The following is a 21,860-nucleotide window of genomic DNA, read 5'->3' as shown; positions in this document are numbered from 1 at the left end:
CCTCTGTTGTCTGATGTATGATTGTTCTTTTTCTTTAGTTAAAATATACCAGTTCGCTCTCCGGCTTTTTGGCCGGTTTGATTTCTTTTGCATACAGAACCGGGCCTTCGCCGTCGTAAACCTTCATATAGCCCCATTTTACCGTTGCAGTCACGTCAACCCAGGAACCCATTACGAGAGATTTGGCGCTTGCGCATTTGCAGACATAGCCGATAAAAGAAGTATCATCTGCACAGCAGGTCATTGCCATACGACCCGGAACAAAGAAATCGGCTCCGACATCCTTGCTCTTTAATACCATACCGCGGAAATGAACAGTCTTGCCCTCGTAACGCTCCGGGTTGTCGCCCATATCGACATACCAGATTCCGTAATCGGCGTCATCAATCTCGATCACATCGGCATCGGTATCAAACGGCATCTGATCCTCAAAAATGTTGTCAATTTCGCCTTCTTCGTTCTCAAACAGAACGTCGCATGCCTGATTGACTACTTTGATGCTGCGGCGGAATGCCGGAAGCGGATCTTCCGGACGACATCGGTTGAACATAACCATATCCGCATTTTTTGCCATCTCCATGAAAACAGATTTCATATTCTGCATATAAATCTGGAAGCAGCTTGCATCGACCGTCACAATCTCCTGTACAATGCCCCAGCCGCGCGGCAGCTCCATTTCTTCCAGTTTTTTTACACTCCAGAGCGGATTGTATTCCAGAATAATACGCTCCGGGCGATATTTACGGTTCAGTTTTTTCAGGTAATCTAAGGTAAACTGCTCCGGTCCTTCTACGATTTCCAGTACTGTGTTGTGTTTGAGCAGTTCTTTTTCGTCATACTCTACCTCACCCTCTTCGGTTGTGATCAGAAGGGTCGGCCCGTCAATCTGGAAATATTCCTGTGCTACGGTAAAATTGATAAAAGAGGTTTTTCCACTCTCCAGAAATCCTGTTATGAGATAAATCGGAATTTCTACTTCGTCTTCTTCGTACATTTTGTACCTCCGTTGTCTTTGACGTACTCCCGGAATCTTTCTGCACTTGCTTTTGCGGCTGAGATTCCGGGCGTGCCTTTTGCTTTGTCTCTAAATCAAGAAAAAAGCTGCCACATCGGATTTTGTTTCTGATGCGGCAGCTTCACTACAGTTCACAGGTACCCTGCGGACCGTAATTTTCGCAGCTACTTTGTATTTTTACAGTCCGAACAGCTCTGCCAGCTTATCTTCTGCTAATTTGGAACCGATGACACAGATTCTTCCGGTGAATTCCGGTGCTCCGTCACGTACTTCGTACTCTTCCGGAACCATATCGAAATAGATCCACTGTCCATCGGCGCCTGCTACCATACCTTTGGCACGAAGAACCATACCATAAGCGGTATCCTCGGAAAGTTTCTTTAAGATGCCTTCGATCTGCTCTTTGGTAAAGGTCTTCACAGTCTCCTGACCCCAGCTTGTGAAAACTTCGTCTGCGTGGTGATGATGGTGATGCTCGTGACCGCAGCCACACGCATCATCGTGATGATGATGCTCATGGTCGTGATCGTGACCGCAGCAGCATTCGTCATCATGGTCATGATGGTGATGCTCGTGTTCCTCGTGATCGTGACCGCAGCAGCATTCGTCATCATGGTCGTGATGATGGTGCTCGTGCTCCTCGTGATCGTGACCGCAGCAGCACTCGTCATCATGATCGTGATGATGGTGCTCATGCTCCTCATCGTGGTCATGGCCGCAGCAGCACTCGTCGTGGTCATGATGATGGTGATGATGCTCTTCCTCTTCTACCTGCGCAAGGTTGATGATGGCACCTTCCATCGTATCGAGTACTTTCTTACCACCCAGTACTTCAACCGGTGTGGTAATAATGTGTGCTTCCGGATTCAGTTCGCGGAGCATTTTTACAGCTGCCTCTACTTTTTCGGTATCGGCTTTATCGGTACGGCTCAGGATGATGGTTCCTGCGCTCTTTACCTGATTCTCGAAGAATTCGCCGAAGTTTCTGAGATACATTTTGCATTTCATAACGTCGACTACGGTTGTTGCGGAATTCAGGGCTACGCCTGCTTCTTTTTCTACACCGTCTACAGCCTTGATGACGTCGGAGAGTTTACCTACGCCGGACGGCTCGATGATGATGCGGTCCGGGTGATATTTGGTGATAACGTCTTTTAATGCTGCGCCGAAGTCTCCCACAAGAGAGCAGCAGATGCAGCCGGAGTTCATTTCACGGATTTCGATACCGGCATCTTTTAAGAAGCCTCCGTCGATTCCGATTTCACCGAATTCGTTCTCGATCAGGACAACCTGCTGGCCTTTCAGTGCGTCTCCGAGGAGTTTTTTGATCAGGGTTGTTTTTCCTGCGCCCAGGAAACCTGAAATAATGTCTATTCTTGTCATTGATTTAACCTCTTTATCTTGTTGATTCCGTTTATAGTTAGCTGCAAAAGGGCCGAAGTTTATCCTCCGCCCCACACTCACGCTTATTATAGCAACCATAGAACAAAAAATCAAGAGAATTTCCCTTGCTTTTTCTGCATTTCACCATTATAATATATTACATGTCTTTTCTACTTTAACGCGTTGAACGGGCAAATCATTTTACCTATGAATGGGGGATTTTTTTATGAGCGGAACGAAAGAAAAAAAACTCAATCTGCCACAGTCACTGCTTTTGCTGCTGCTGATCATCGTATCCGTCGCAGTCTGTATCCGCCTGAAAACCGGCGGTCCTATGATCGGCCTGTTTGCAAGCTGGATTTTTATCTATCTGTTTTGTAAAATTTTCGGTATTTCTTACGCCAAAATTGTTGCCGGCGCATACGATGCCATCCGTATGGTCGTCCCGACGCTCTGCCTTCTGATGGCCATCGGTGTCATGATCGGCACCTGGCTGCAGAGTGGCACCATTGCCACCATCATTTCCTGGGGCTTAAAAATGATTAACCCGTCCTGGCTGCTGCCTCTGACGCTGCTGTTCTGCTCCATTTTGAGTATTGTAACCGGTACTTCCTATGGTTCCGTCGGAAGCGCAGGTGTTGCCATGATGGCGATCGGAAACGCCATGGGTATCCATCCTGGCATGGTAGCCGGTGCTGTCATCTGCGGTGCCATGTTCGGTGACAAATTAAGTCCTCTTTCCGATACCACAAACCTTGCTCCGGCCGTTGCAGATGCCAAACTTGGCGATCATATCCGCTCGATGCTCTGGACCACCCTTCCAACGTATGTAATTACCTTAATTCTTTTTACTATTCTCGGTTTCCAGCAGACCAGCGGAAGCTATACCGAGGGAAGCATTACCGTTTACATCGATGCTTTAAACGGTGAATTCCAGCTCGGATGGATTACCATGATCCCTGCCATCCTGATTATTGTATTGCTCCTCTGCAAAGTAAATGCGATCTCTGCACTTGGTCTTTCCAGCTTCGCTGCCGGATTTGTTTCCTATTTTGTGCAGCACGATACTCTGCAGGGCATCATCCGCACAGCTTACAACGGTTACACAACCACAATCGAAGAACCGGTATTACAATCCATCTTAAACCGCGGCGGCATGGGAAGCATGCTCCAGTACGTAGCCATTATCTGCTTTGCTGTCGGCATGGGCGGCATGCTGGAAAAACTCGGTGTACTGGATCACATTCTTCAAGCGATTGTAAAGAGAATCAACAGCGATGGAAGTATGATCCTTGCAACGATGATTGTCGGTTACGTGACCAGCCTCATCAGCTGCTCCCAGCCGATGGCACACGTTCTGACCGGCCGTCTGATGGCACCTGTCTTTCAAGAGCGCAAGGTTGCACCGGAAATTCTTTCCCGCTGCCTCGAAGACTCCGGAACTATGGCTGGTCCTATGATTCCATGGCATGGCTACGGCGTATACATGGCCGGCACACTTGGTGTTGCATGGTCGGCATTTTTCCCGTACTTATTCCTGCTTTACCTGACCCCGGTTTTCAGTATTTTCTATGGATTTACCGGAATTTCCATTAAGCATCTTCCGGAAACCCAAAACAATGAATCAAAAGAAGAGAAATAAGGCAAAAGCAGAAATCGTAACAGAAAATCATAAACAGAAACAGAAACAAAAAAAGAAAAGGAAAAGAGAAAGAATGCAGACAAAACTTGTTCTTCTCGGAACCGGCACACCAAATGCGTGTCCGAATGCCAACGGACCTTCCTCCGCTGTCGTGGTCGGTGACCGTGCTTATCTGGTAGATTTTGGCCCTGGCGTTGTCCGCCAGGCCTCAGCCGCCTATTTTAACGGCGTGGATGCCCTGCGGCCGGATCTTCTGACCGTTGCCTTCTGTACGCACCTTCACACAGACCATACCGCAGGGTACCCGGATCTGATTTTCACTCCGTGGGTGCTGGAGCGCCCGGTTCCATTGAAAGTTTTCGGGCCAAAGGGCTTACAGCACATGACCGATCATATCTTACAGGCCTATGAAACCGACATTGATTTCCGAATTCACGGTTTCGAAAAAGCAAACGAATCCGGCTACCGCGTTGAGGTAACAGAAATTGAATCCGGCATTGTCTACCGGGATGACCTGGTTACGGTGGAGGCTTTTCCGGTCAGCCACGGAACACTGGAATGCTACGGCTATAAATTCACCACACCGGACCGCACAATCGTCATTACCGGCGATACCGCTCCGCTGGATCTCGTGGCAGAAAAATCGAAAGGCTGTGATATCCTGCTGCACGAAGTGGAATACGCCGCCGGAATCTCCTGCCGCGAACCAAAATGGCAGAAATACCACCGGGAAGTGCATACGTTAAGCACGGATCTTGCCGGTGTTGCAAAAAAGGCAAATCCGAAACTGCTCGTTACGTATCACCGGATTTACCATATGAATGTACAGGATAACCACAAAAACCTTGCCGCCGAGATGGCATGGCGCGATGCCGCGATTCTGGATGAAATCCGGGATGCAGGGTATGACGGATATGTCGTGAACGGAAAAGACCTGGATGTATTTTAAAATACGGGGCAGCGTACCAATTCTGGTTTACGAATTGGTACGCTGCCCCGTTCGTTTTGGGATGAGCCCGGAGACGCTTTCTATTTTCATTTACCCGACTGGCAGATTCTACCATACTCTGCGTTATTTCAGAACTGTTTTTTCTTTGACATTAACCTCCTCAGAACGTATAATCATAGTATTACAACTCTGGCAAAACAGCAGGATTTTCTGCTGTTTGTCGTTACAGGAACCTGATCCGCAGACGGCTTGCACAGTCTGCCTTTCGTTTGCGTTCCAGAAAGGATGTTTTATATGGCAGCTACTACTGCGAAACCCGTAAAAAGCGCCGGTAAAATTCCCGGCAGTACCTTGAAAATCATTGCGATGGTCTGTATGCTGATCGACCACACTGCAGCTGTACTTTTCGACCGAATCCTGATTTCCCGTGGTCTTCTGGATGCGGTGAACGCTTCGGACGGAGGCGCATCATTTCTCTCCACAGGAAACACAGCTGTGATTTATTACGCGGACATGATTATGCGTGCCATCGGACGAATCAGTTTTCCAATTTTCTGTTTTCTGTTAATTGAGGGATTTCTACATACACATGATGTGAAAAAGTATGCTCTGAATCTTGGTATTTTCGCACTGGTTTCAGAAGTTCCGTTTGACCTTGCATTTGCGGGAAAACCGTTTTATCTGAATTATCAGAATGTATTTTTCACTCTGTTTATCGGCCTTGTGATGATGATTTTCCTGCAGAAGATTGATGAAAAAACGCATCAGGACGGTACAAACTGGCGGGGAGCCAACTGGAAAGTTTCCATTGGAAAACTGCTGGTGATCGTAGCGGCATGCACTGTTGCTACACTGCTGAAAACCGATTACAGTGCGATGGGAATTCTGACGATTGTTCTGATGTATAACCTGCGTAACAATAAGATGTATTGTATTGGAATTGGCTGCGCCGTACTTACGCTGCTGAGCCTGAATGAAATCACCTGTTTTCTGGCGATGATCCCGGTGCATTTTTATAACGGAAAACGAGGATTGAATCTGAAGTATCCGTTTTATGCGTTTTATCCGGTGCATCTGCTGGTGCTGTTTGCGATTGCGGCGGTACTGGGGATGGCGGGGGTTGCGGTTGTTTAAAAAACGGACACCCGGAAGTGCACCTGCGCCGCCTGGGACTGTGCCCTGGGGCACAGTCCCAGACGACACAGACGCACTTCCGGGCTGACATTGAGGCGGGCGGTGGGGAGGTCTGGATTTGCTGCGCAAATCGGCGTGAGATTCTACTTAATATACTTCTTAACTTCCAACGGATACCCCAAAAGCTCTTCGCTGCGAATCACTTCAAAATTCTCCGGTTGAAAATCTTTGCGTAACGTCACAGTGTTCAGGCAATGATATCCCAATCTATGATAGAGTTTCATCGCTCCAAAATTTCGCGCAGCTACCTCAAGATAGACAGATTCAGAATACTTTTTTATCTCGGCTTCGACCAGCGCAATCGCATGACTTCCGTATCCGTTTCCCTGGTATTCCGGAAGTACGAAAAGATCTTCGATCCAGTCAACTTCCGCCCCGCGGCTTCCGAGATGCACAAATCCAATGGGGATCTCTTCTTTTAAGATAAAATAAAACACATGCCCTTTGTCTGTCCAGGCAGCAAGATTCTCCGCGGCCTCTTCGTCGGTTATAACATAATCACCATGAGCCAGCCAAAAGCCTCGAATCAGCTCTTTTGCAAGTTGTGCTTCGTTTTCATATTTCTGTAAAGCTATAATTTCATTCATTTTTTCATCTCCCTTGTTTGTTTAACCGAATCAAGTAAGTCCCAACCCCCTGCTTATTGCTTCGCGCAATGGAAGCAGGTGACTTGCTTGATTCGGTTAAACTATGATATACTCAAATCATCATGATACCAGGCTCAAAAAGCTAATGCAAGCTCGCTTGCAAGAGGATTTTTGAACTCTTGACCTGTCAAAAACATGACGAGGAGTGCAATGATATGAAAAAAGCGACAAATTTGATATCCTTTCTGATTTTAATGATGGTACTGGTCGGCTGTAGCAAAGAAACGGTCCATATCGACTTTCCTTTTGAAGTTGGAGATGTTGAAAATATCGAAATGTACCACTATGCGGGAGCACCGGTATCAGCAGAAAAGAAAATAGTCGTTGCAAAAACTGATATAACAGACTTGTATCATATGTTTGAAAACTTATCATTGACAGACAAACAAGTCGAGGAAATCACAGGAGCAGATGTGACCAGTTTTCGATTTAACCTTTCGGATGGGACAAACTACGAACTGGTTTATGTCTGCAATGGAGTCAAGAACGGAAAGCTGAAATCTTCCACGGGCAATTTTGAATACTTCACAAGTTCAGATATCGGCTCATATTGGTCAAATATGGATCTTGAATCAGTTCCAGTGAAAGAAAGTGAATTGCCGAAGTGGCATACCTGATTCAGCCTCGAAGGACTCCCTGTCATACGCGCTGGGGTGTTTTTATATATGATTCATCTCGTTTCCGTTTCTCATAAATCGCTTCCATCCATTCCAGCACATCCTCTTTGTTCTGCTGAAACGGTTCGCTGTGGCTCAGGAGAAAATACGGCGCACGCACGTTTTTCAGAACTCGGATTTCTGCCAGCAGGCGCTCGGCATTATAAACGGTCTGTCCGTTTTTCTGCGTCGCATATGCCGCATCCCCGAGAAAGCACCACGTCTCATCCACTTCCAATGCAAGTGATCCTTTGGCATGACTCGATGGAATCGGAAATAAATGTAACCGCACGTCACCGTCCTGAAACCACGTATCTTCTTCTATCACAGTTCCTGTTTTTGTATAACGAAACGTATTTTTCCCCTGGTAAACCGCTTCGCACGAAATCTCCGACAGATTCCCGATATGGTCGGGATGAAAATGGGATAAAATCACCCGAATTTCTTTTCCTGTCTGTTCTGACTTTTTCTGCAGAATTTCTGAAACCGCAGGATGATTTCCCACGTCATATACCCAGAAAAATGCATCACCCTCGATGATCACAACATTTGCCGAAAGTGGATGTTCTGTCGGTGTAAGATAGGAAATGTGATCGTTGATTGTCTGGATGTGCGGAATCTGTATCGGCTCTTTTCTTTCTTCTTTCATCAAATCAACACCTCTTTTCCTTCGAACACAAAACACAATGACCGACAGATTTAAGAAATCTCTTTCGTTCTCTGCCGGTCATGATATTAATGAAAATTAGTAGCTATCTTATTTTAGAAGCTGAACACCGCCACACCATACGCCGGAAGTGAATATGCAATCCGATATGGCTGGCCATCGCATTCGCCGTCTTTGGCGCGGTAGACCATCTGGCGTTTTTCGGTCGGACCGCCGTATTTCATATCGGAGCTGTCGAGTATCAGGCGGTACTGTTTTTTGCGCGGTACGCCGCACATGTAGTCCGGTCTCTCGACTGGTGTGAAGTTGCAGACAAACAGCAGATTGTTCTTGCCTGTCGGTGACCAGCGGACGAAGCTGTAAATGCTGCGGTCGCCGTCGTTGGCATTGATCCACTGGAAGCCTTCGTAGCCGCAGTCGTTCGCGTAGAGTGCCGGGTACTTGCGGTACATTTTCAGCAGGTCACTAAAGAAGGTCTGCAGATGCTGATGCCCCTCATCTGCCAGCAGGAACCAGTCGATCTCGCGTTCCTCGCTCCACTCGCGGAGCTGTCCGAAATCCTGTCCCATGAACAGAAGTTTTTTGCCCGGGTGCCCGAACATGAAAGCATAGCCTACCATCAGGTTCTGGAATTTTTCCTTCAGATCGCCCGGCATTTTATTGATCATCGAGCATTTCAAGTGGACAACCTCATCGTGCGAGAGCACCAGAATGTAGTTCTCGGAAAATGCATAGGTCATGCCGAAGGTCATCTTGTTATGGTTGTATTTGCGGAAGTATGGATCGAGCTTCATGTAATCGAGGAAGTCATGCATCCATCCCATGTTCCATTTGTAGGAGAAATGCAGGCCGCCGTCCTCTACGCTTCCCGTTACCTTCGGCCACGTTGTGGACTCCTCGGCAATCATGATGACACCTTTGTTTCGTCCGCGCACCAGGGTATTCAGGTGTTTGAAGAACTCGACGGCTTCGAGATTTTCATTTCCGCCGTTCTTGTTCGGCACCCACTGGCCCGGCTCTTTTCCGTAGTCGAGATACAGCATCGAAGCAACAGCATCGACACGGAGACCGTCTACGTGGTACTCTTCTACCCAATAAAGCGCATTTGCCAGCATAAAGTTTTTCACTTCATTTTTGCCGTAATCAAAGATCTTCGTTCCCCACTCCGGGTGCTCGCCCTTTCTCGGGTCGGCGTACTCATACAGCGGCTGGCCATCAAAATCAACAAGGCCGTGCGCATCTTTCGGGAAGTGTGCCGGTACCCAGTCCAGAATAACACCGATTTTATTTTTATGCAGATAATCAACAAGATATTTAAACTCTTTCGGTGTTCCGTAGCGGGAGGTCGGTGCGTAATAGCCCGTTACCTGATAGCCCCAGGAACCGTCAAACGGATGCTCTGCAATTCCCATCAGCTCTACGTGGGTATAGCCCATTTTTTTTACGTAATCGGCAAGCGAATGTGCGAACTGAACGTAATTGTAAAATCCGTCCGGGTTGGATTCGGACCACGGATGTTTCATCCAGGAGCCCGGGTGCACTTCGTAGATGGAGAGCGCGGATTTCTGAACGTCAAATTTTTTGCGGTTCGTCAGCCATTCGCTGTCACCCCAGCGGTAGCCTTCGATTTCCGCTACTTTTGACGCGGTACCCGGCCGTTTTTCGGATGCAAATGCGTATGGATCTGCTTTGTACAGTTCTCTTCCGTCCGGTGTTCGGATGTAATATTTATACATCATTCCCTCGGTCACGCCCGGAATGAACACTTCATAAACGCCGTCCTCGCCGACTTTCCGCATCACATTGGCATGGGCATCCCAGCCGTTGAATTCGCCGATGACAGATACTTCCGCCGCATGCGGAGCCCATACGGTGAACCAGGCTCCTACTTTGCCGTCTTTTTTGTCCAGGTGCGCACCCATTTTCCGGAAAATATCGTAATGGGTTGCCTGTCCAAATAAGTACTGATCCAGTTCAGAAAATCTTGGCTGATAGCCCGCCGGTTTTTTTGGCGCTTTTCTGGTTTTTGCTGTTGTTTTTGCCGTTGTTTTCGCAGTTTCCTTCATAGAAAAAATCCCCTTTATGCTTCTTTTTCAATCAGAACACAGCCGCACGGAGGTACTTCAACAAAAAGTTTTCCATTTTCCGGAGAAATGGCTTCTCCGGTTACCGCGTTTTTCCATGTTCCGTCGCAAGATGCAGGAATCCAGACTCCCGCACTCTGGTTTTCATCATTATTTACTGCTGTGATCAGAGCGTCTGTCTCATCCAGGCGTGCAAAGGCATACTGGCGGTTGGTCAGCATGAGTTCGCGGTATCTTCCCGTTCGTGCTGCAGGATGTTTTTTTCTGACGTCTGATAATGTTTTGATCCATGCCGGAAGTTTTTCTGCCGGCGGATTTTTCTCCAGTTCTTCCAGATTCAGCGCCGGACGCAGCGGATCGTCGTTTCCGCCTTCTTTTCTTCCCTCGATGCCGAATTCCGATCCGTAATAGATGGACGGGATGCCCGGCAGGAAGTACAGCAGCGCATAAATTGGAATCATGTTTTCTTTTACGTTCAGCTTGCTGGCCAGACGGTCTACGTCGTGATTGTCAACGAAGCTGTACAGTTTCTTTCCTTTGTAAATGCCGCCGTTTTCGTCAAATTCGCGGCGGATCGTATGTGCAATTTCGAAGTAGTTATGATCGTTATGTCCCGAATAAAGTCCTTTGTGAAGCTCGTAGTTTGTGACACTGTGCAGCAGATGCTGGCCGTCTCCGATGTAGCGCGCATAGTCGCCGTGGATGACTTCGCCCATCAGCCAGAAGTCCTGTTTTTTTGCGGATGTCCGCGCGCGCATCTGTTCCAGGAAGCCAAAGTCCAGGCAGTCTGCACAGTCGAGACGAATGCCGTCGATGTCGAATTCGTCGATCCAGAAGTCGATGACGTCCAACAGATAATCACGAACCTGCTGATTCTGAAGGTTCAGGTTGACAAGCTCAAAGCAGTTTCTCCATGCTTCGTAGGAAAATCCGTCGTTATAGCAGGTGTTTCCACCAAACCAGATTCCTTTGTACCAGCTGCAGTACGGGGACTGTTCTCTCTTTTCCTGGATATCGCGGAATGCGAAAAATTCGCGGCCAGTGTGATTGAACACACCATCTACAACAACCTTGATGCCAAGCTCATGCGCTTTTTTCACATACGCCGTAAAATCTGCGTTATCGCCCAGACGACGGTCTACCTGTTTGTAATCTCTGGTGTCGTATCCATGTGTGGTTGACGCAAACAAGGGGCCAATATAGATGGCGCTGCATCCAAGTTCTTTGATGTGCGGGAGCCATTGTTCCAGTGTGGAAAACCGGTGTACGGTTTCTTCTGCTTCATTTTTTCTCGGTGCGCCGACAAGTCCAATCGGATAGATGTGATAAAATTCTGCCTCTTCATACCATGGTGCCATTGTGTTTTGTCCTCCTTGTTTTGTGTTGATACGTTAAGAATAAATCCCATACATGAACTGGTGTACCAGCCGGTAGACTTCTTCGTCCCGGATCACCAGACCGGAAAGATCGGTTTTATCTCTTGCTGTCATCATCAGATAATGCAGCAGCGTTCCGGAAAATCCAACGGCAAACTGTTCCTGACGTCCGTTCATATTGCCAAGTTCTGCGCTTGCGTTGTCAAAAACATCAACGCAGAGACGGTAAAAACGGTCAATCATGGGAAATACCGTCCGAAATCCTTCACTTTTTCTTCCGGAATAGAACAACGCCATCATCAGCATATAAAATCTCGGATCTTCCGAGGCTCCATTGAAGAAGGCACGCGCGATGCGATACAGTTTTTCCGGAATATTTTTTCCGTTTTCTGCTGCTTCGGTGAGTTTCTGTTCCATGATCTGGAAATGTTCTTTGAGCAGGGCTTCCAGAAGACCCTGTTTGCTGCCGAAATAGTAGTACAGCGTTGGTTTTGTGACTCCTGCTGCATCTACAATCTGCTGAACCCCTACGGCGTCATACCCACTTTCGTAAAAGAGGGTCAGGGCTGCATTCATGATTAGCTGACGGTTGTCCATTTTGATTCCTCTTGATTGGGGAGCGGGGACGGACGCCCTCCGGGGACTGCCGGGGATTCCCGGCAGTCTCCGAAGAGCTGATCCTGGTCGCGGGTGTTGGTGAATGAGTTACTGTGGTGCTATGTCTGTGTGGTGTGTGCTGATTCTGGTTCACATTTTTTGGCGATTTTGACGAATTTTGTTGGTTTTTTTATGCCTCTTATGTGTGTTTCTGTTATCATTATACCAATCGGTATATAAAATGTCAATGTAAAATAGATAATAGAAAAAAGGATTCACATGGATAAACAGCGCAAGCTATGTCAGACATTTTTTCTGGCATAGCTTGCGCTGTTTATCCATGTGAATCCTTCTGCGTTTTTGGCATTTTCTCTCTTTGTTCTCCAATTGCTGTTTTCCTTCGGATGCCGTATAATGGAAACAGCATTTTTTCAAATTTATTTTAAGGAGGAAACGTAAACTGATGATACGATTTAATAATGACTACAATCATGGCGCACATCCGGAGATTCTGGAGGCGTTGACTTCGATTAATGAGAACAGTTATGGTGGATATGGGGAGGATGAATGGTGTGAGAAGGCTGCGGAGCTGATTCGGGAGAAGATTCGTTGTGCGGATGCGGCGGTTCATTTTTTTCCGGGGGCGACGCAGGCGAATTTTATTGTGACGGCGGCAGCGCTTTCGCCGGTGCAGAGTGTGATTGCGGCGGATACCGGACATATTAACTGTCATGAGGCGGCTTCGATTGAAAATACCGGGCATAAGATTCTGGAGCTGCCGAATACGGATGGTAAAATTTCGGCGGAACAGATTGCGGCGTGTGCGGCGGCTTATTATGAAGGCGGTGAGCCGGAGTATCTGACGGAGCCGAAGATGGTATATCTTTCATTTCCGACTGAGCAGGGAACGCTGTATTCGCTGCAGGAGCTGACGAAGATTCACGAGGTCTGCCGGAAGTATGATATGTATCTGTTTGTGGACGGGGCACGGCTTGGATACGGGCTTGGATCAGAGAAGAATGATGTTTCTCTCGAGGATCTCGCTGCTCTCACAGATGTTTTCTATTTCGGCGGAACGAAATGCGGTGCGCTGTTTGGTGAGGCCGTTGTGCTTACAGCTGACTCGCTGAAAAAGCGGTTCAAAGCCTACATGAAACAGAACGGCGCTGTCCTCGCAAAGGGATGGCTGCTCGGACTGCAGTTCCACTGCCTGCTGGAGCATGATCTTTATTTCACTGCGACACGCCGCGCCGATGAACTTGCCATGAAACTCCGCAAAGCATTTGCGGCGCAGGGGATTCCATTCTGGGTGGAGAGTTTTACGAATCAGCAGTTTGTGATTCTCACCGATGCGCAGAAGGAAACTCTGGAAAAACGCTATATTTTCGAGCCAATGGGGAAATCCGCGGACGGCGGAAATATTGCGCGGTTCTGCACCAGCTGGGCAACAACGGAAGAGGAAGTGCAGACACTGATTGATGACCTCAAAGCTTTATAATTTTTGTCCAAAACGGCATTCTGCAAACACCGGCGCTCTCTAAATCTGCTTTGCAAATTCAAAGAAAAAGCTGTACCGGTGTGCCACGAAAATGCAGATTTTGCCTTGTTTTACTCCGAGAAAGGAATCTTTATGTCTCATAAAATTGGTATTACCGCCTGCTCCAACCCCATGCACCCTTCCTTTTCCGCCGATCTGGCGCGTCTCTGTCAGATTCTGCGGGAGCTGGGCTTCGATCCTGTTTTAAGCCCCTGCCTCTACGACAACGGTTCCGGCTTTTCCGGCACGGGCGCGGAGCGGGCGGATGCGTTGATGAACCTTTACTGTGCCCCGGAAATCACGGATATTTTTGATGTTTCCGGCGGCGATATGGCGAATGAAGTTCTGCCGTATCTGGATTTTTCTGTCATCGCCGCCTCCGGCAAGCGCTTCTGGGGATACAGTGATCTCACGACGATTGTCAATGCTGTCACGACTGCGACTGGAAATGAGTCGATGCTGTATCAGGTTCGAAATCTGCTGTACGACCACAGCGCCGAACAGATCACTCTGTTCCAAAACGCTTTTTCCGGGCAGTCTCCCAGCCTCTTCGACCTCCCGTGCACATTTCTGCAGGGCGATCACATGGAAGGTGTGATGATCGGCGGAAATATCCGCTGTTTTCTGAAGCTCGCCGGAACGGATTTTCAGCCGGATTTCCGCGGAAAAATCCTGCTCCTCGAAGCCATGGGCGGCGGCGTTCCGCAGATGGTTACGTTTCTGTCCCAGCTGAAAATGATGCATGCCTTTGAACAGATCAATGGTATTCTCCTCGGAACATTTTCCCAGATGGAACGCGACCAGCTGACGCCGGATATGCCGCAGCTTGTCCGCCAGGCGGCCGGACCGGATCTCCCGATTGCAAGGACTCCGTATATCGGCCACGGCACGGATGCACATGCCGCCGTAATCGGCAAATTTTATCAGATTTCTTCTGACTGATATACATCCGCGTAGCGCACGCCGAACTCCTCTGCGTCTGCATGGCGTTCCATATAGATATCAATGTGGCCGTACGGCGTGCCGCGGTCCTCGACCGTGTAAATTTTTCCGCCGATATTCAGCTTCGTTCCAAACAGCAGAACGCCGGTTGCAATGGTCCGGCCCTGCACCGGCATTTTTCCGGATGCGGTCGGGCCGCCCGCCCAGCGGCCACAGCAGACGGCGCAGTTGCAGTAAGCGGTCAGTTTAAAATTGCCGAGATATTTTCCCGAAGCGCTTTCCAACCGATCACCTGCGGTACTGTTTTCTGCACTTGTATTCTGCACATTTTCTGCTCCCGCCTTCTGTTTTCCACCATCCCCGTTTTCTGTTGTCTGGTTATCCACAGAATTTCCTTCTTTTCTCCCATTATCCACATCTCCCGTTTCTATTTTGCTCTCACGCATTTCCTCCGAAATCACCCGCACAGCAAATTCTGTCGATTTCTCATAGTTAAAATCTGAAATCAGAATCCCCGTCGCCTCGCTTCCAGCGTGGATTACTTTTCCATCACCGAGATAAATCATAACATGGTAAATAAACCCGCTCTCCCGCTGGTAAAACAGCAGATCGCCAGGCTTTGCTTCCTGAACAGGAATGCGTGTTCCAGCTTTCGCCTGCTGGCGTGAGGTTCTCGGAAGGGTATACCCGAAATTAGCAAAAATCTGCTGGGCAAAGCCGGAACAGTCGCAGCCGTTTGTAAGACTCGTCCCGCCCCAGACATACGGATTTCCCAGGAATTTTTTCGCGTACTGCAGGACCTCGCCGCGCGCTTCGTCAAAAGAAAGAAGTGTTCTCGTCGTTGCATATGTATAGGTGTACGCCTTATTATTCCATGGCTTCACCCACATTTCCGCCATGGGAAAACTTTCCTCCTGCCAACGGTTTACCTCTTTTTCAGCCTCTTCTCCGCGCAGGAGATACCGCGCGCAGACAAATCCACGGACATCGCCGGATTCCACATAAACCCAGTCAGAATCCGCATCCGCTAAAATATAACAGAGGCTTCCCTTCGGCAGGATTCCGACGATTTTCTGATTTGTGTCTTTTCCTTCGCGGACGTGAAGCCAGGAATTCACATCGGCGATAGCATATGTTTTTTCAACCGTATGAAACAGCCACGGCATACGGGAAATCGTGACTTTTTCAGCTTCTGCCGCCTGCCACTCACTGTAGCTTTCCCGCGTGCGCTCAGCTTCCTGCTCTGCCGAAAAGACGGGTTCAGCCTCGGCGGCTGGCGGTTCCGCAGACTGTGATAAATCAGAATCCGAAGAGACTTCTGCCGTCTTGTCCCCACCAGTTGCATCATCACTTCCTGCAGATCCGTTTTCTTCCTCCGGCGGTTCCATCTGCTCCCCATCTCCGCCGCCGATTTCTTCCTGCCCCGGCCATGGATCGTTGGAAATATCTTCCCCTTCGCCCGGCCACGATCCATCCATTTCACTGTTTCCCGGTGTTTCCGGCATGTCTCCCTGATCTCCCGGTTCTGCATTTTCCGGCCCCTCTGACTCTGTCTCGCCCGTTTTTCCCGGTTCCGTCATTCCTGCATTCTCTCCGCCGTCAGGCTCCTGCGGTTCCGGTTCCTCCGGGACTGCCTCATCTTCTTTTCCCTCGGATCCACTTTCCTCTTCCATCTCATCATTCTGCGTACCTTCCGGTTCTGTCACCTCTTCCGCAGGTGCCTTCTCCGCCGCATCTTCCTCCACGCAAAAAGAAGCAGCCCCAACGGCTGCTTCCCCTGCAATCTCAATTCCAATCTGTCCCGGATCGGCCGTTTCCTCTTCTGCTGCATAAACGGCTGTCGGGTTTCCCAGTGTCACTGCGAGCGCACCGATCATCGCGGCGCGCACCAGCTCGGCGCATTTGTCGCCCATCATTGTTTTATCAACCATTTTCGCTTTCTCCTATTCAATTTGTCCGGCCAGACGGAATTGATCCGAACAAATAAAACAGAAGAAACACCTCTGGTATCGCTTCCTATTCCTCTGCTCGAAACAGTCTGACCGCATTTTTCTCTGTTGTCTCAATGACTTCTTCTTCCGAAATTCCCTTGAGCTCTGCGATCTCCTGCACCACGTACGGCAGATACAGAGAAGAATTTCGTTTTCCCCGGTACGGAACCGGTGCCAGATACGGACTGTCTGTTTCCAGCAGAATGCGCTCCATCGGAGCCATCTGAACCACTTCTTTGATCTTCTTCGCATTTTTGAACGTCACCACGCCGCCAATGCCAAGATAAAATCCCATTTTCAGGTATTCCTCTGCCATCTCCACAGAGTAGGAAAAACAATGAATGACGCCGCCGATCTCCTCCGATTTTTCCTCTTTCATGACGCGGAGCGTATCGGCCGCCGCCTCCCTGCTGTGAATAATCATCGGAAGTTTTTCTTCCCGAGCAAGCGCAATCTGACGGCGGAACCAGTATTCCTGCTTCTCGTGATTCTCCTTGTCCCAGTAATAGTCAAGGCCGATCTCACCAACCGCGACCGCCTTTTCCATGCGGCAGAGTTCCCGCATCCGTGCCATCACGTCCTCGTTCAGATCACCCACCTCATCCGGGTGAAGGCCGAACGCGCCGTAGATGAACGGATACGCTTCCATCAGTTTTCTTGTATTTTCCAGTGATTCCAGATTTGCCGAAACATTGATGATGCGCCCGATCCCGTTTTCCTGCATTGAGGAAAGCAGCTCCGCGCGGTCTTCATCAAATTTCTCATCGTCATAATGTGCATGTGTTTCAAATATCATATCCGAATTTCTCCTTAAAAAACGAAACAGAAACGGAAGAAAGCTCTGCATAGCCTTCCCCTGTTTCCGTTTCCACGTTTATCTATCCTATCGTTCGTTGTTTTTCGTAAAAGTAAAGTGCGCCGCTGCGCCTGTGCTTATTATAACGCATTCATTTTTCCCGCGTCAACCAGGAAACGAAAAAATATATCACAGATTAACACGATCACCGCCGCGCCGCGATCTCGTCCAGCAGGCAGCCAGCCACTTCGTCTTTTCCCATGAGCGGAAGCTCCTTGATGCCGTCCTTCGTGATCAGCGTCACCACATTCGTCGCCACACCGAAGCCGGCACCCTCTGTCTTCAAATTGTTTGCCGCGATCATGTCCAGATGCTTCTTCTCCAGCTTTGCACGCGAGTTTTCCACCATGTTCTCGGTTTCCATCGAGAAGCCGCACACAAACAACCCCGGATGACGGTTCTTTTCCACCCATCCCAGAATATCATCGGTGCGCTCCAGCGGAATACTCATGTCGCCGTCTTTCTTTTTGATCTTCTGATCCGCCACTGTCGCAGGCCGGTAATCGGCAACTGCGGCCGCCTTGATCAGAATGTCTGTCTCCGGCAATGTCTCCTGCACCGCCTCCAGCATATCCTTCGCCGTCGTCACCGGTCGCATCGCAACGCCCGGAACCGGGGCTAATGAAACCGGGCCGGAAATCAGCGTCACCTGCGCGCCGCGGAGCATCGCCTCCCGCGCTATCGCGTATCCCATGCGGCCGCTGCTGTGGTTCGTCAGATACCGCACCGGATCGAGGGATTCCTGCGTCGGGCCTGCGGTCACGGTAACGCGCACACCAGCGAGCGTTTTTTCGCGTGCCAGTTCCATCGCAATGTAATCCAGCAGCACCTCCGGGTCCGGCAGTTTTCCTTTTCCGACATCCTTGCACGCCAGCATTCCCACGCTCGGCTCGATGATGCCGAAACCGTACTTTTTCAGCGTCGCCAGATTATCCTGCGTAATCGGATTTTCCAGCATCGCCGTATTCATCGCCGGAGCAACCAGCTTTTTGCACTGCGCTGCGAGCACCACCGTTGTCAGCATATCATCTGCAATGCCGTGTGCCATTTTTGCAATCACATTGGCGGTAGCCGGGGCAATCATAATCAGATCCGCCGCTTTTGCCAGCGAAATATGCGTCACCTCATATTTAAAATCACGCGCAAACGTATCGACCACGCAGCGGTTGTTGGTCAGTGTTTCAAACGTCAGCGGGGTGATGAACTGCGTCGCGTTTTCGGTCATGATGACATGCACATCCGCTCCGGCTTTCCGAAGACCGCTTGCCACGTTTGCCATTTTATAGGCGGCAATTCCGCCTGTCACACCAAGTACAACACATTTTCCGTGAAGATTTTCCATTGTAACTCCGTTCTGCTGCCTCGAAGCAGCTTTTGTTGATGTTTCCAGTATAGCAGACAAAAAAACAGATTACAACCAATCGTGTTTGCCATCGGTGCAAAAAGGCTTTATAATAAAAAAGCAAAGCACTACTTTTAAATAAGCGCGAGGTATTTTTATGATTTTAGCTATCGATATCGGGAACACAACCGTTACGCTCGGCGGCGTTCAGACCGCGGCACAGATGTATTCCCTCGAATTTACAGCCCGGATTGACATCAACTACGAATGGTCTGCCGGTCAATATGAGACTTCCATCCGACAGCTTTTCGAAAACGAAAATCTTTCCCCGTTCGATTTTCGGGGAATCATCATTTCCAGTGTCGTTCCGCCGGTTCTGACGCTTCTGCAGGAATGCGTCCGCCATCTGTTCGGCATGGAACCGCTGCTTGTCACATCAGAAAGCGATCTCGGCATGACCTTTTCCATTCCGCACCCGGAAAAAGTAGGCCGCGACCGCCTCGTCGATGCCGCCTGGGCCGCCGCACATTATCCGCTGCCGGTTATCACTGTAGATCTTGGAACAGCAACGACATTTAATGTCATCCGGGAAAACAGCGTGTTCTGCGGCGGAGCCATCGCACCGGGACTCGACATGGGACTTAACGCCCTCGCCGAGCGGACCGCCCAGCTCCCAAGACTCGCCCTCCAGACCCCGGAACGCATCATCGGCAGAAACACCGAAGAATGCATTCTCTCCGGCACGATTGCAGGCATGGCGGCCATGCTCGACGGCATGGTTCAGCGCATCGAAGCCGAACTCGGCTCCCCCGCCACCCTCATCCTCACCGGCGGCGCTGCACGCTTCATCGAACCGCTCGTCTTGCATCCCCACATCTACGACCCGGATCTGCTGCTGAAGGGGCTGGCGTTCCTGTGTGAGCGGAATTGTGCAAATTAAAATCGTACTTCCAAATATTCATCAGACTCTTTCATTCTGCATGACGTTAAAAAGCGTGTCTGTTCTCCAGGCACGCTTTTCTCTATTTTTCTATGGAATCGCAACCCTTCTTCGTGTTGCCTCGCCGCTTTTCAGTTTTTCCTGATTCTCCTCTTTCAGTTTTAAAATACACGGGCGAATGCTTTCATCATACGTTTCTGTTGTCTGAAATACATGCCCATTGTATACAATCACATCATCGGAATACAGAAATACAAGCGCCATCTGATTCATCTCATGATCGTAGATCAGAAAATACCAGTTATAATCATACAAAATCCTCTCTGTCATGTTGAATACCCGTTTTGGCTTCTGGCAGGAAATTTTTTCTCCGTAAATGGTCGAGAGAATTTCGTCCATCTCCTCCGGATGATCCTCGCGCGTGATCGCAAAGGACATTCCGGCTCCGGTGTCTTCCGGGATATAAAGATAAATCATCTCGGCTTTGTCCGTATCAAAGGTTTCGATTTCCTGCAGCAGTTCCTGATCCGATTTTTCTGAGATGAAATCTGCTGCCGTCAGGAAAACATCTGTCGTACCCCGCTCAGGACCAATGGGATTTTCTTTCTGTGTATACACCGCCGTCATTCTTTTTACCAGACATCCTGCAATCACGCAAAGGATCACTCCAGCTAACACAGTGATTTTTCTCTTTTTCATACGTTTCAAGGAAATCACCTCTCTTCCAAAACAGACATTCCGGGAACCTTCCAAAAGTTGAATTTTCTCTTTTCAGTATATCATGAATTTTTCCGGGACACACTCTTTTCCTTCTCCCTATGCACGGAAAAACTCCCGGCACTGCCGGGAGTTTATGACTTTCTTATTTCATAGTAACTATTCAGAACCCCATCTCGATTCCGCTTGCGCTGCATCTCGATGTTGCTTCTCGCCATATGAAATTCCAGAAAACCGTTCATTCATGCAAGCATGATTCACGATTTTCTTCCATTTCGCATGGCTCTGAATAGTTACATTTCATATTACTTTTTCACCTGCTCATATACCAGTCCCGGATAAGCTTCGAGGCTGACACCGTTTTTTTCAAACATTGGAAATGCTTCTGCGCCGTATGCGCATACGGCGGTTGCCATGCTTGTCTGTTCAGTGTAGCTCTCCCAGTTGTCGGCAGTAAGGCCAGGCTGGTATGCTTCCCAGGCAGTTTCGTATTCGGTGCTCTTATCGGAAGGAATCGCATCTTTCAGGCTCTCGCCGGACCAGACGGCAAGCTGATCTGCTTTTTTGTAAGTATATTCCGGGAGCTGATCGTCGCCCAGCGACTGGTACAGCTCATAGCGGGTAATGGAGTCTTTGGAACTTCCGTAGGATTTTTCCATCTCTTTTTTCACGGTATCCATATCGGCATCATCCGGGTAGGTGATGTCTACTTCGCACAATACTGGTTTTCCCGTCGCTCCGATCTGATCGAGGTTGATAAACTGAAACATGACTCTGGAAGTTTGCTCGCCGAAAACAGTGGCTTCTGTATCTACTGCGATCGCGGCTGCACTGTTAGTTTCGGAGAAAATTTCCACCTGGTCCCGATCCAGATTCCAGTCGGCAAGCACTTCATCCACCGTTTTCCCCCATCCGGTATCCGGCGGCGTAATTTCCTTGCTGCTCTCTTTCGCTCCCTGACATCCAGTCAGCAACAGAGCACACATTGCAAAAATACCTGCTAATTTTTTATTCATACACCTGCATCTCCTTTCCGCTTTGTTATTTTTTTTCACATACTTTTTTGTTAGCCCTATACTACCATATATTCTTCTGAAAATCTATGACGTTTGGTGAAAATTTTCTTACATTTTTCTTATGCATTCGATTTAAATCAAAGAAAAAGCAACAACATCCCTTATAGAAATTCTCTACCGCTAGTGAACCTCACATGACTAAAGTCACGTGCTTCCGGCCGCTTTAAGCGGCAGACCAAATATCGGCGGATACGCCTGTTACTTAGATTTTGCACAGATATGTGCTTCTTCCATGCCGGATACGGCAGG

At 48.9% G+C, this 21,860-nt stretch carries 19 protein-coding genes; 7 read left to right on the top strand and 12 right to left on the bottom strand.

The window, feature by feature from the left end:
- Nucleotides 1-34: 34 nt before the first annotated feature.
- A complete protein-coding gene (locus tag DW769_RS15060) occupies nucleotides 35-994 on the bottom strand; it encodes a TIGR03943 family putative permease subunit (RefSeq protein WP_118742080.1) in 960 nt (319 codons plus the stop codon).
- A 198-nt stretch (nucleotides 995-1,192) separates the two neighbouring features.
- A complete protein-coding gene (locus tag DW769_RS15055; protein ID WP_118595551.1) occupies nucleotides 1,193-2,398 on the bottom strand; it encodes a CobW family GTP-binding protein in 1,206 nt (401 codons plus the stop codon).
- Between the two features lie 226 nt (nucleotides 2,399-2,624).
- On the opposite strand from DW769_RS15055, the gene nhaC reads away from it, so the two are divergent.
- The 3 genes from nhaC (at nucleotide 2,625) to DW769_RS15040 (ending at nucleotide 6,123) form a co-directional block, all read left to right on the top strand.
- Nucleotides 2,625-4,040: a Na+/H+ antiporter NhaC gene (nhaC, locus tag DW769_RS15050; protein WP_117761327.1), complete on the top strand. Its 1,416-nt coding sequence runs from the start codon at nucleotides 2,625-2,627 to the stop codon at nucleotides 4,038-4,040.
- A 73-nt stretch (nucleotides 4,041-4,113) separates the two neighbouring features.
- On the top strand, nucleotides 4,114-4,989 hold the full coding sequence (locus DW769_RS15045; protein WP_117510903.1) for an MBL fold metallo-hydrolase: 876 nt from the start codon (nucleotides 4,114-4,116) through the stop codon (nucleotides 4,987-4,989).
- Between the two features lie 294 nt (nucleotides 4,990-5,283).
- Nucleotides 5,284-6,123 carry a TraX family protein gene (locus DW769_RS15040; RefSeq protein WP_022462626.1) on the top strand — a complete coding sequence of 280 codons (840 nt, stop codon included), beginning with the start codon at nucleotides 5,284-5,286 and terminating at the stop codon, nucleotides 6,121-6,123.
- A 143-nt stretch (nucleotides 6,124-6,266) separates the two neighbouring features.
- Here the strand turns inward: DW769_RS15040 and DW769_RS15035 are convergent, their stop codons facing one another.
- On the bottom strand, nucleotides 6,267-6,770 hold the full coding sequence (locus DW769_RS15035) for a GNAT family N-acetyltransferase (protein ID WP_117761329.1): 504 nt from the start codon (nucleotides 6,768-6,770) through the stop codon (nucleotides 6,267-6,269).
- A gap of 215 nt (nucleotides 6,771-6,985) precedes the next feature.
- Between DW769_RS15035 and DW769_RS15030 the strand changes: the two genes are divergently transcribed.
- A complete protein-coding gene (locus tag DW769_RS15030; RefSeq protein ID WP_117813422.1) occupies nucleotides 6,986-7,447 on the top strand; it encodes a hypothetical protein in 462 nt (153 codons plus the stop codon).
- A gap of 22 nt (nucleotides 7,448-7,469) precedes the next feature.
- Here the strand turns inward: DW769_RS15030 and DW769_RS15025 are convergent, their stop codons facing one another.
- The 4 genes from DW769_RS15025 to DW769_RS15010 form a co-directional block, all read right to left on the bottom strand.
- Complete coding sequence (locus DW769_RS15025) at nucleotides 7,470-8,135, bottom strand: MBL fold metallo-hydrolase (RefSeq protein ID WP_243105469.1); 666 nt, start codon at nucleotides 8,133-8,135, stop codon at nucleotides 7,470-7,472.
- A gap of 113 nt (nucleotides 8,136-8,248) precedes the next feature.
- Nucleotides 8,249-10,219, bottom strand: a complete 1,971-nt coding sequence (glgB, locus tag DW769_RS15020) for a 1,4-alpha-glucan branching protein GlgB (protein ID WP_118750583.1) — start codon at nucleotides 10,217-10,219, stop codon at nucleotides 8,249-8,251.
- A 14-nt stretch (nucleotides 10,220-10,233) separates the two neighbouring features.
- The gene (locus tag DW769_RS15015) at nucleotides 10,234-11,595 is read right to left on the bottom strand and encodes an alpha-amylase family glycosyl hydrolase (RefSeq protein WP_118750582.1); all 1,362 of its coding nucleotides are present in this window, start codon (nucleotides 11,593-11,595) and stop codon (nucleotides 10,234-10,236) included.
- Between the two features lie 33 nt (nucleotides 11,596-11,628).
- Nucleotides 11,629-12,210, bottom strand: coding sequence for a TetR/AcrR family transcriptional regulator (locus tag DW769_RS15010; RefSeq protein ID WP_118750581.1), 582 nt, complete (start codon nucleotides 12,208-12,210; stop codon nucleotides 11,629-11,631).
- A 463-nt stretch (nucleotides 12,211-12,673) separates the two neighbouring features.
- Between DW769_RS15010 and DW769_RS15005 the strand changes: the two genes are divergently transcribed.
- Both DW769_RS15005 and DW769_RS15000 read left to right on the top strand, forming a co-directional pair.
- Complete coding sequence (locus tag DW769_RS15005; RefSeq protein ID WP_118750580.1) at nucleotides 12,674-13,708, top strand: threonine aldolase family protein; 1,035 nt, start codon at nucleotides 12,674-12,676, stop codon at nucleotides 13,706-13,708.
- A gap of 132 nt (nucleotides 13,709-13,840) precedes the next feature.
- A complete protein-coding gene (locus tag DW769_RS15000) occupies nucleotides 13,841-14,689 on the top strand; it encodes an LD-carboxypeptidase (RefSeq protein WP_118750579.1) in 849 nt (282 codons plus the stop codon).
- On the opposite strand, the gene DW769_RS14995 is transcribed toward DW769_RS15000, so the two are convergent.
- The 3 genes from DW769_RS14995 to coaBC form a co-directional block, all read right to left on the bottom strand.
- Nucleotides 14,671-16,620: an NlpC/P60 family protein gene (locus DW769_RS14995; protein ID WP_118750578.1), complete on the bottom strand. Its 1,950-nt coding sequence runs from the start codon at nucleotides 16,618-16,620 to the stop codon at nucleotides 14,671-14,673. The genes DW769_RS15000 and DW769_RS14995 overlap by 19 nt on opposite strands.
- An 85-nt stretch (nucleotides 16,621-16,705) precedes the next feature.
- The gene (locus tag DW769_RS14990) at nucleotides 16,706-17,476 is read right to left on the bottom strand and encodes a TatD family hydrolase (protein ID WP_022461123.1); all 771 of its coding nucleotides are present in this window, start codon (nucleotides 17,474-17,476) and stop codon (nucleotides 16,706-16,708) included.
- Between the two features lie 205 nt (nucleotides 17,477-17,681).
- The gene (gene coaBC / locus DW769_RS14985) at nucleotides 17,682-18,878 is read right to left on the bottom strand and encodes a bifunctional phosphopantothenoylcysteine decarboxylase/phosphopantothenate--cysteine ligase CoaBC (RefSeq protein WP_118750577.1); all 1,197 of its coding nucleotides are present in this window, start codon (nucleotides 18,876-18,878) and stop codon (nucleotides 17,682-17,684) included.
- Nucleotides 18,879-19,035: 157 nt separating this feature from the next.
- Here coaBC and DW769_RS14980 point away from each other — a divergent pair, with 157 nt between their 5' ends.
- On the top strand, nucleotides 19,036-19,818 hold the full coding sequence (locus tag DW769_RS14980) for a type III pantothenate kinase (protein WP_118750576.1): 783 nt from the start codon (nucleotides 19,036-19,038) through the stop codon (nucleotides 19,816-19,818).
- A gap of 90 nt (nucleotides 19,819-19,908) precedes the next feature.
- On the opposite strand, the gene DW769_RS14975 is transcribed toward DW769_RS14980, so the two are convergent.
- Both DW769_RS14975 and DW769_RS14970 read right to left on the bottom strand, forming a co-directional pair.
- Entirely contained in the window at nucleotides 19,909-20,517 is a 609-nt protein-coding gene (locus tag DW769_RS14975; RefSeq protein WP_147398863.1) for a hypothetical protein, read from the bottom strand.
- 323 nt (nucleotides 20,518-20,840) lie between these two features.
- Nucleotides 20,841-21,551 carry a hypothetical protein gene (locus tag DW769_RS14970; protein WP_117813437.1) on the bottom strand — a complete coding sequence of 237 codons (711 nt, stop codon included), beginning with the start codon at nucleotides 21,549-21,551 and terminating at the stop codon, nucleotides 20,841-20,843.
- Nucleotides 21,552-21,860 lie beyond the last annotated feature (309 nt).

Source organism: Blautia sp. AM29-29 (genome assembly GCF_003480555.1).
GTDB lineage: Bacteria > Bacillota > Clostridia > Lachnospirales > Lachnospiraceae > Fusicatenibacter > Fusicatenibacter saccharivorans.
Note: the sequence above shows the minus strand (reverse complement) of the source record. Positions and strands in the feature narration are given on the sequence as shown.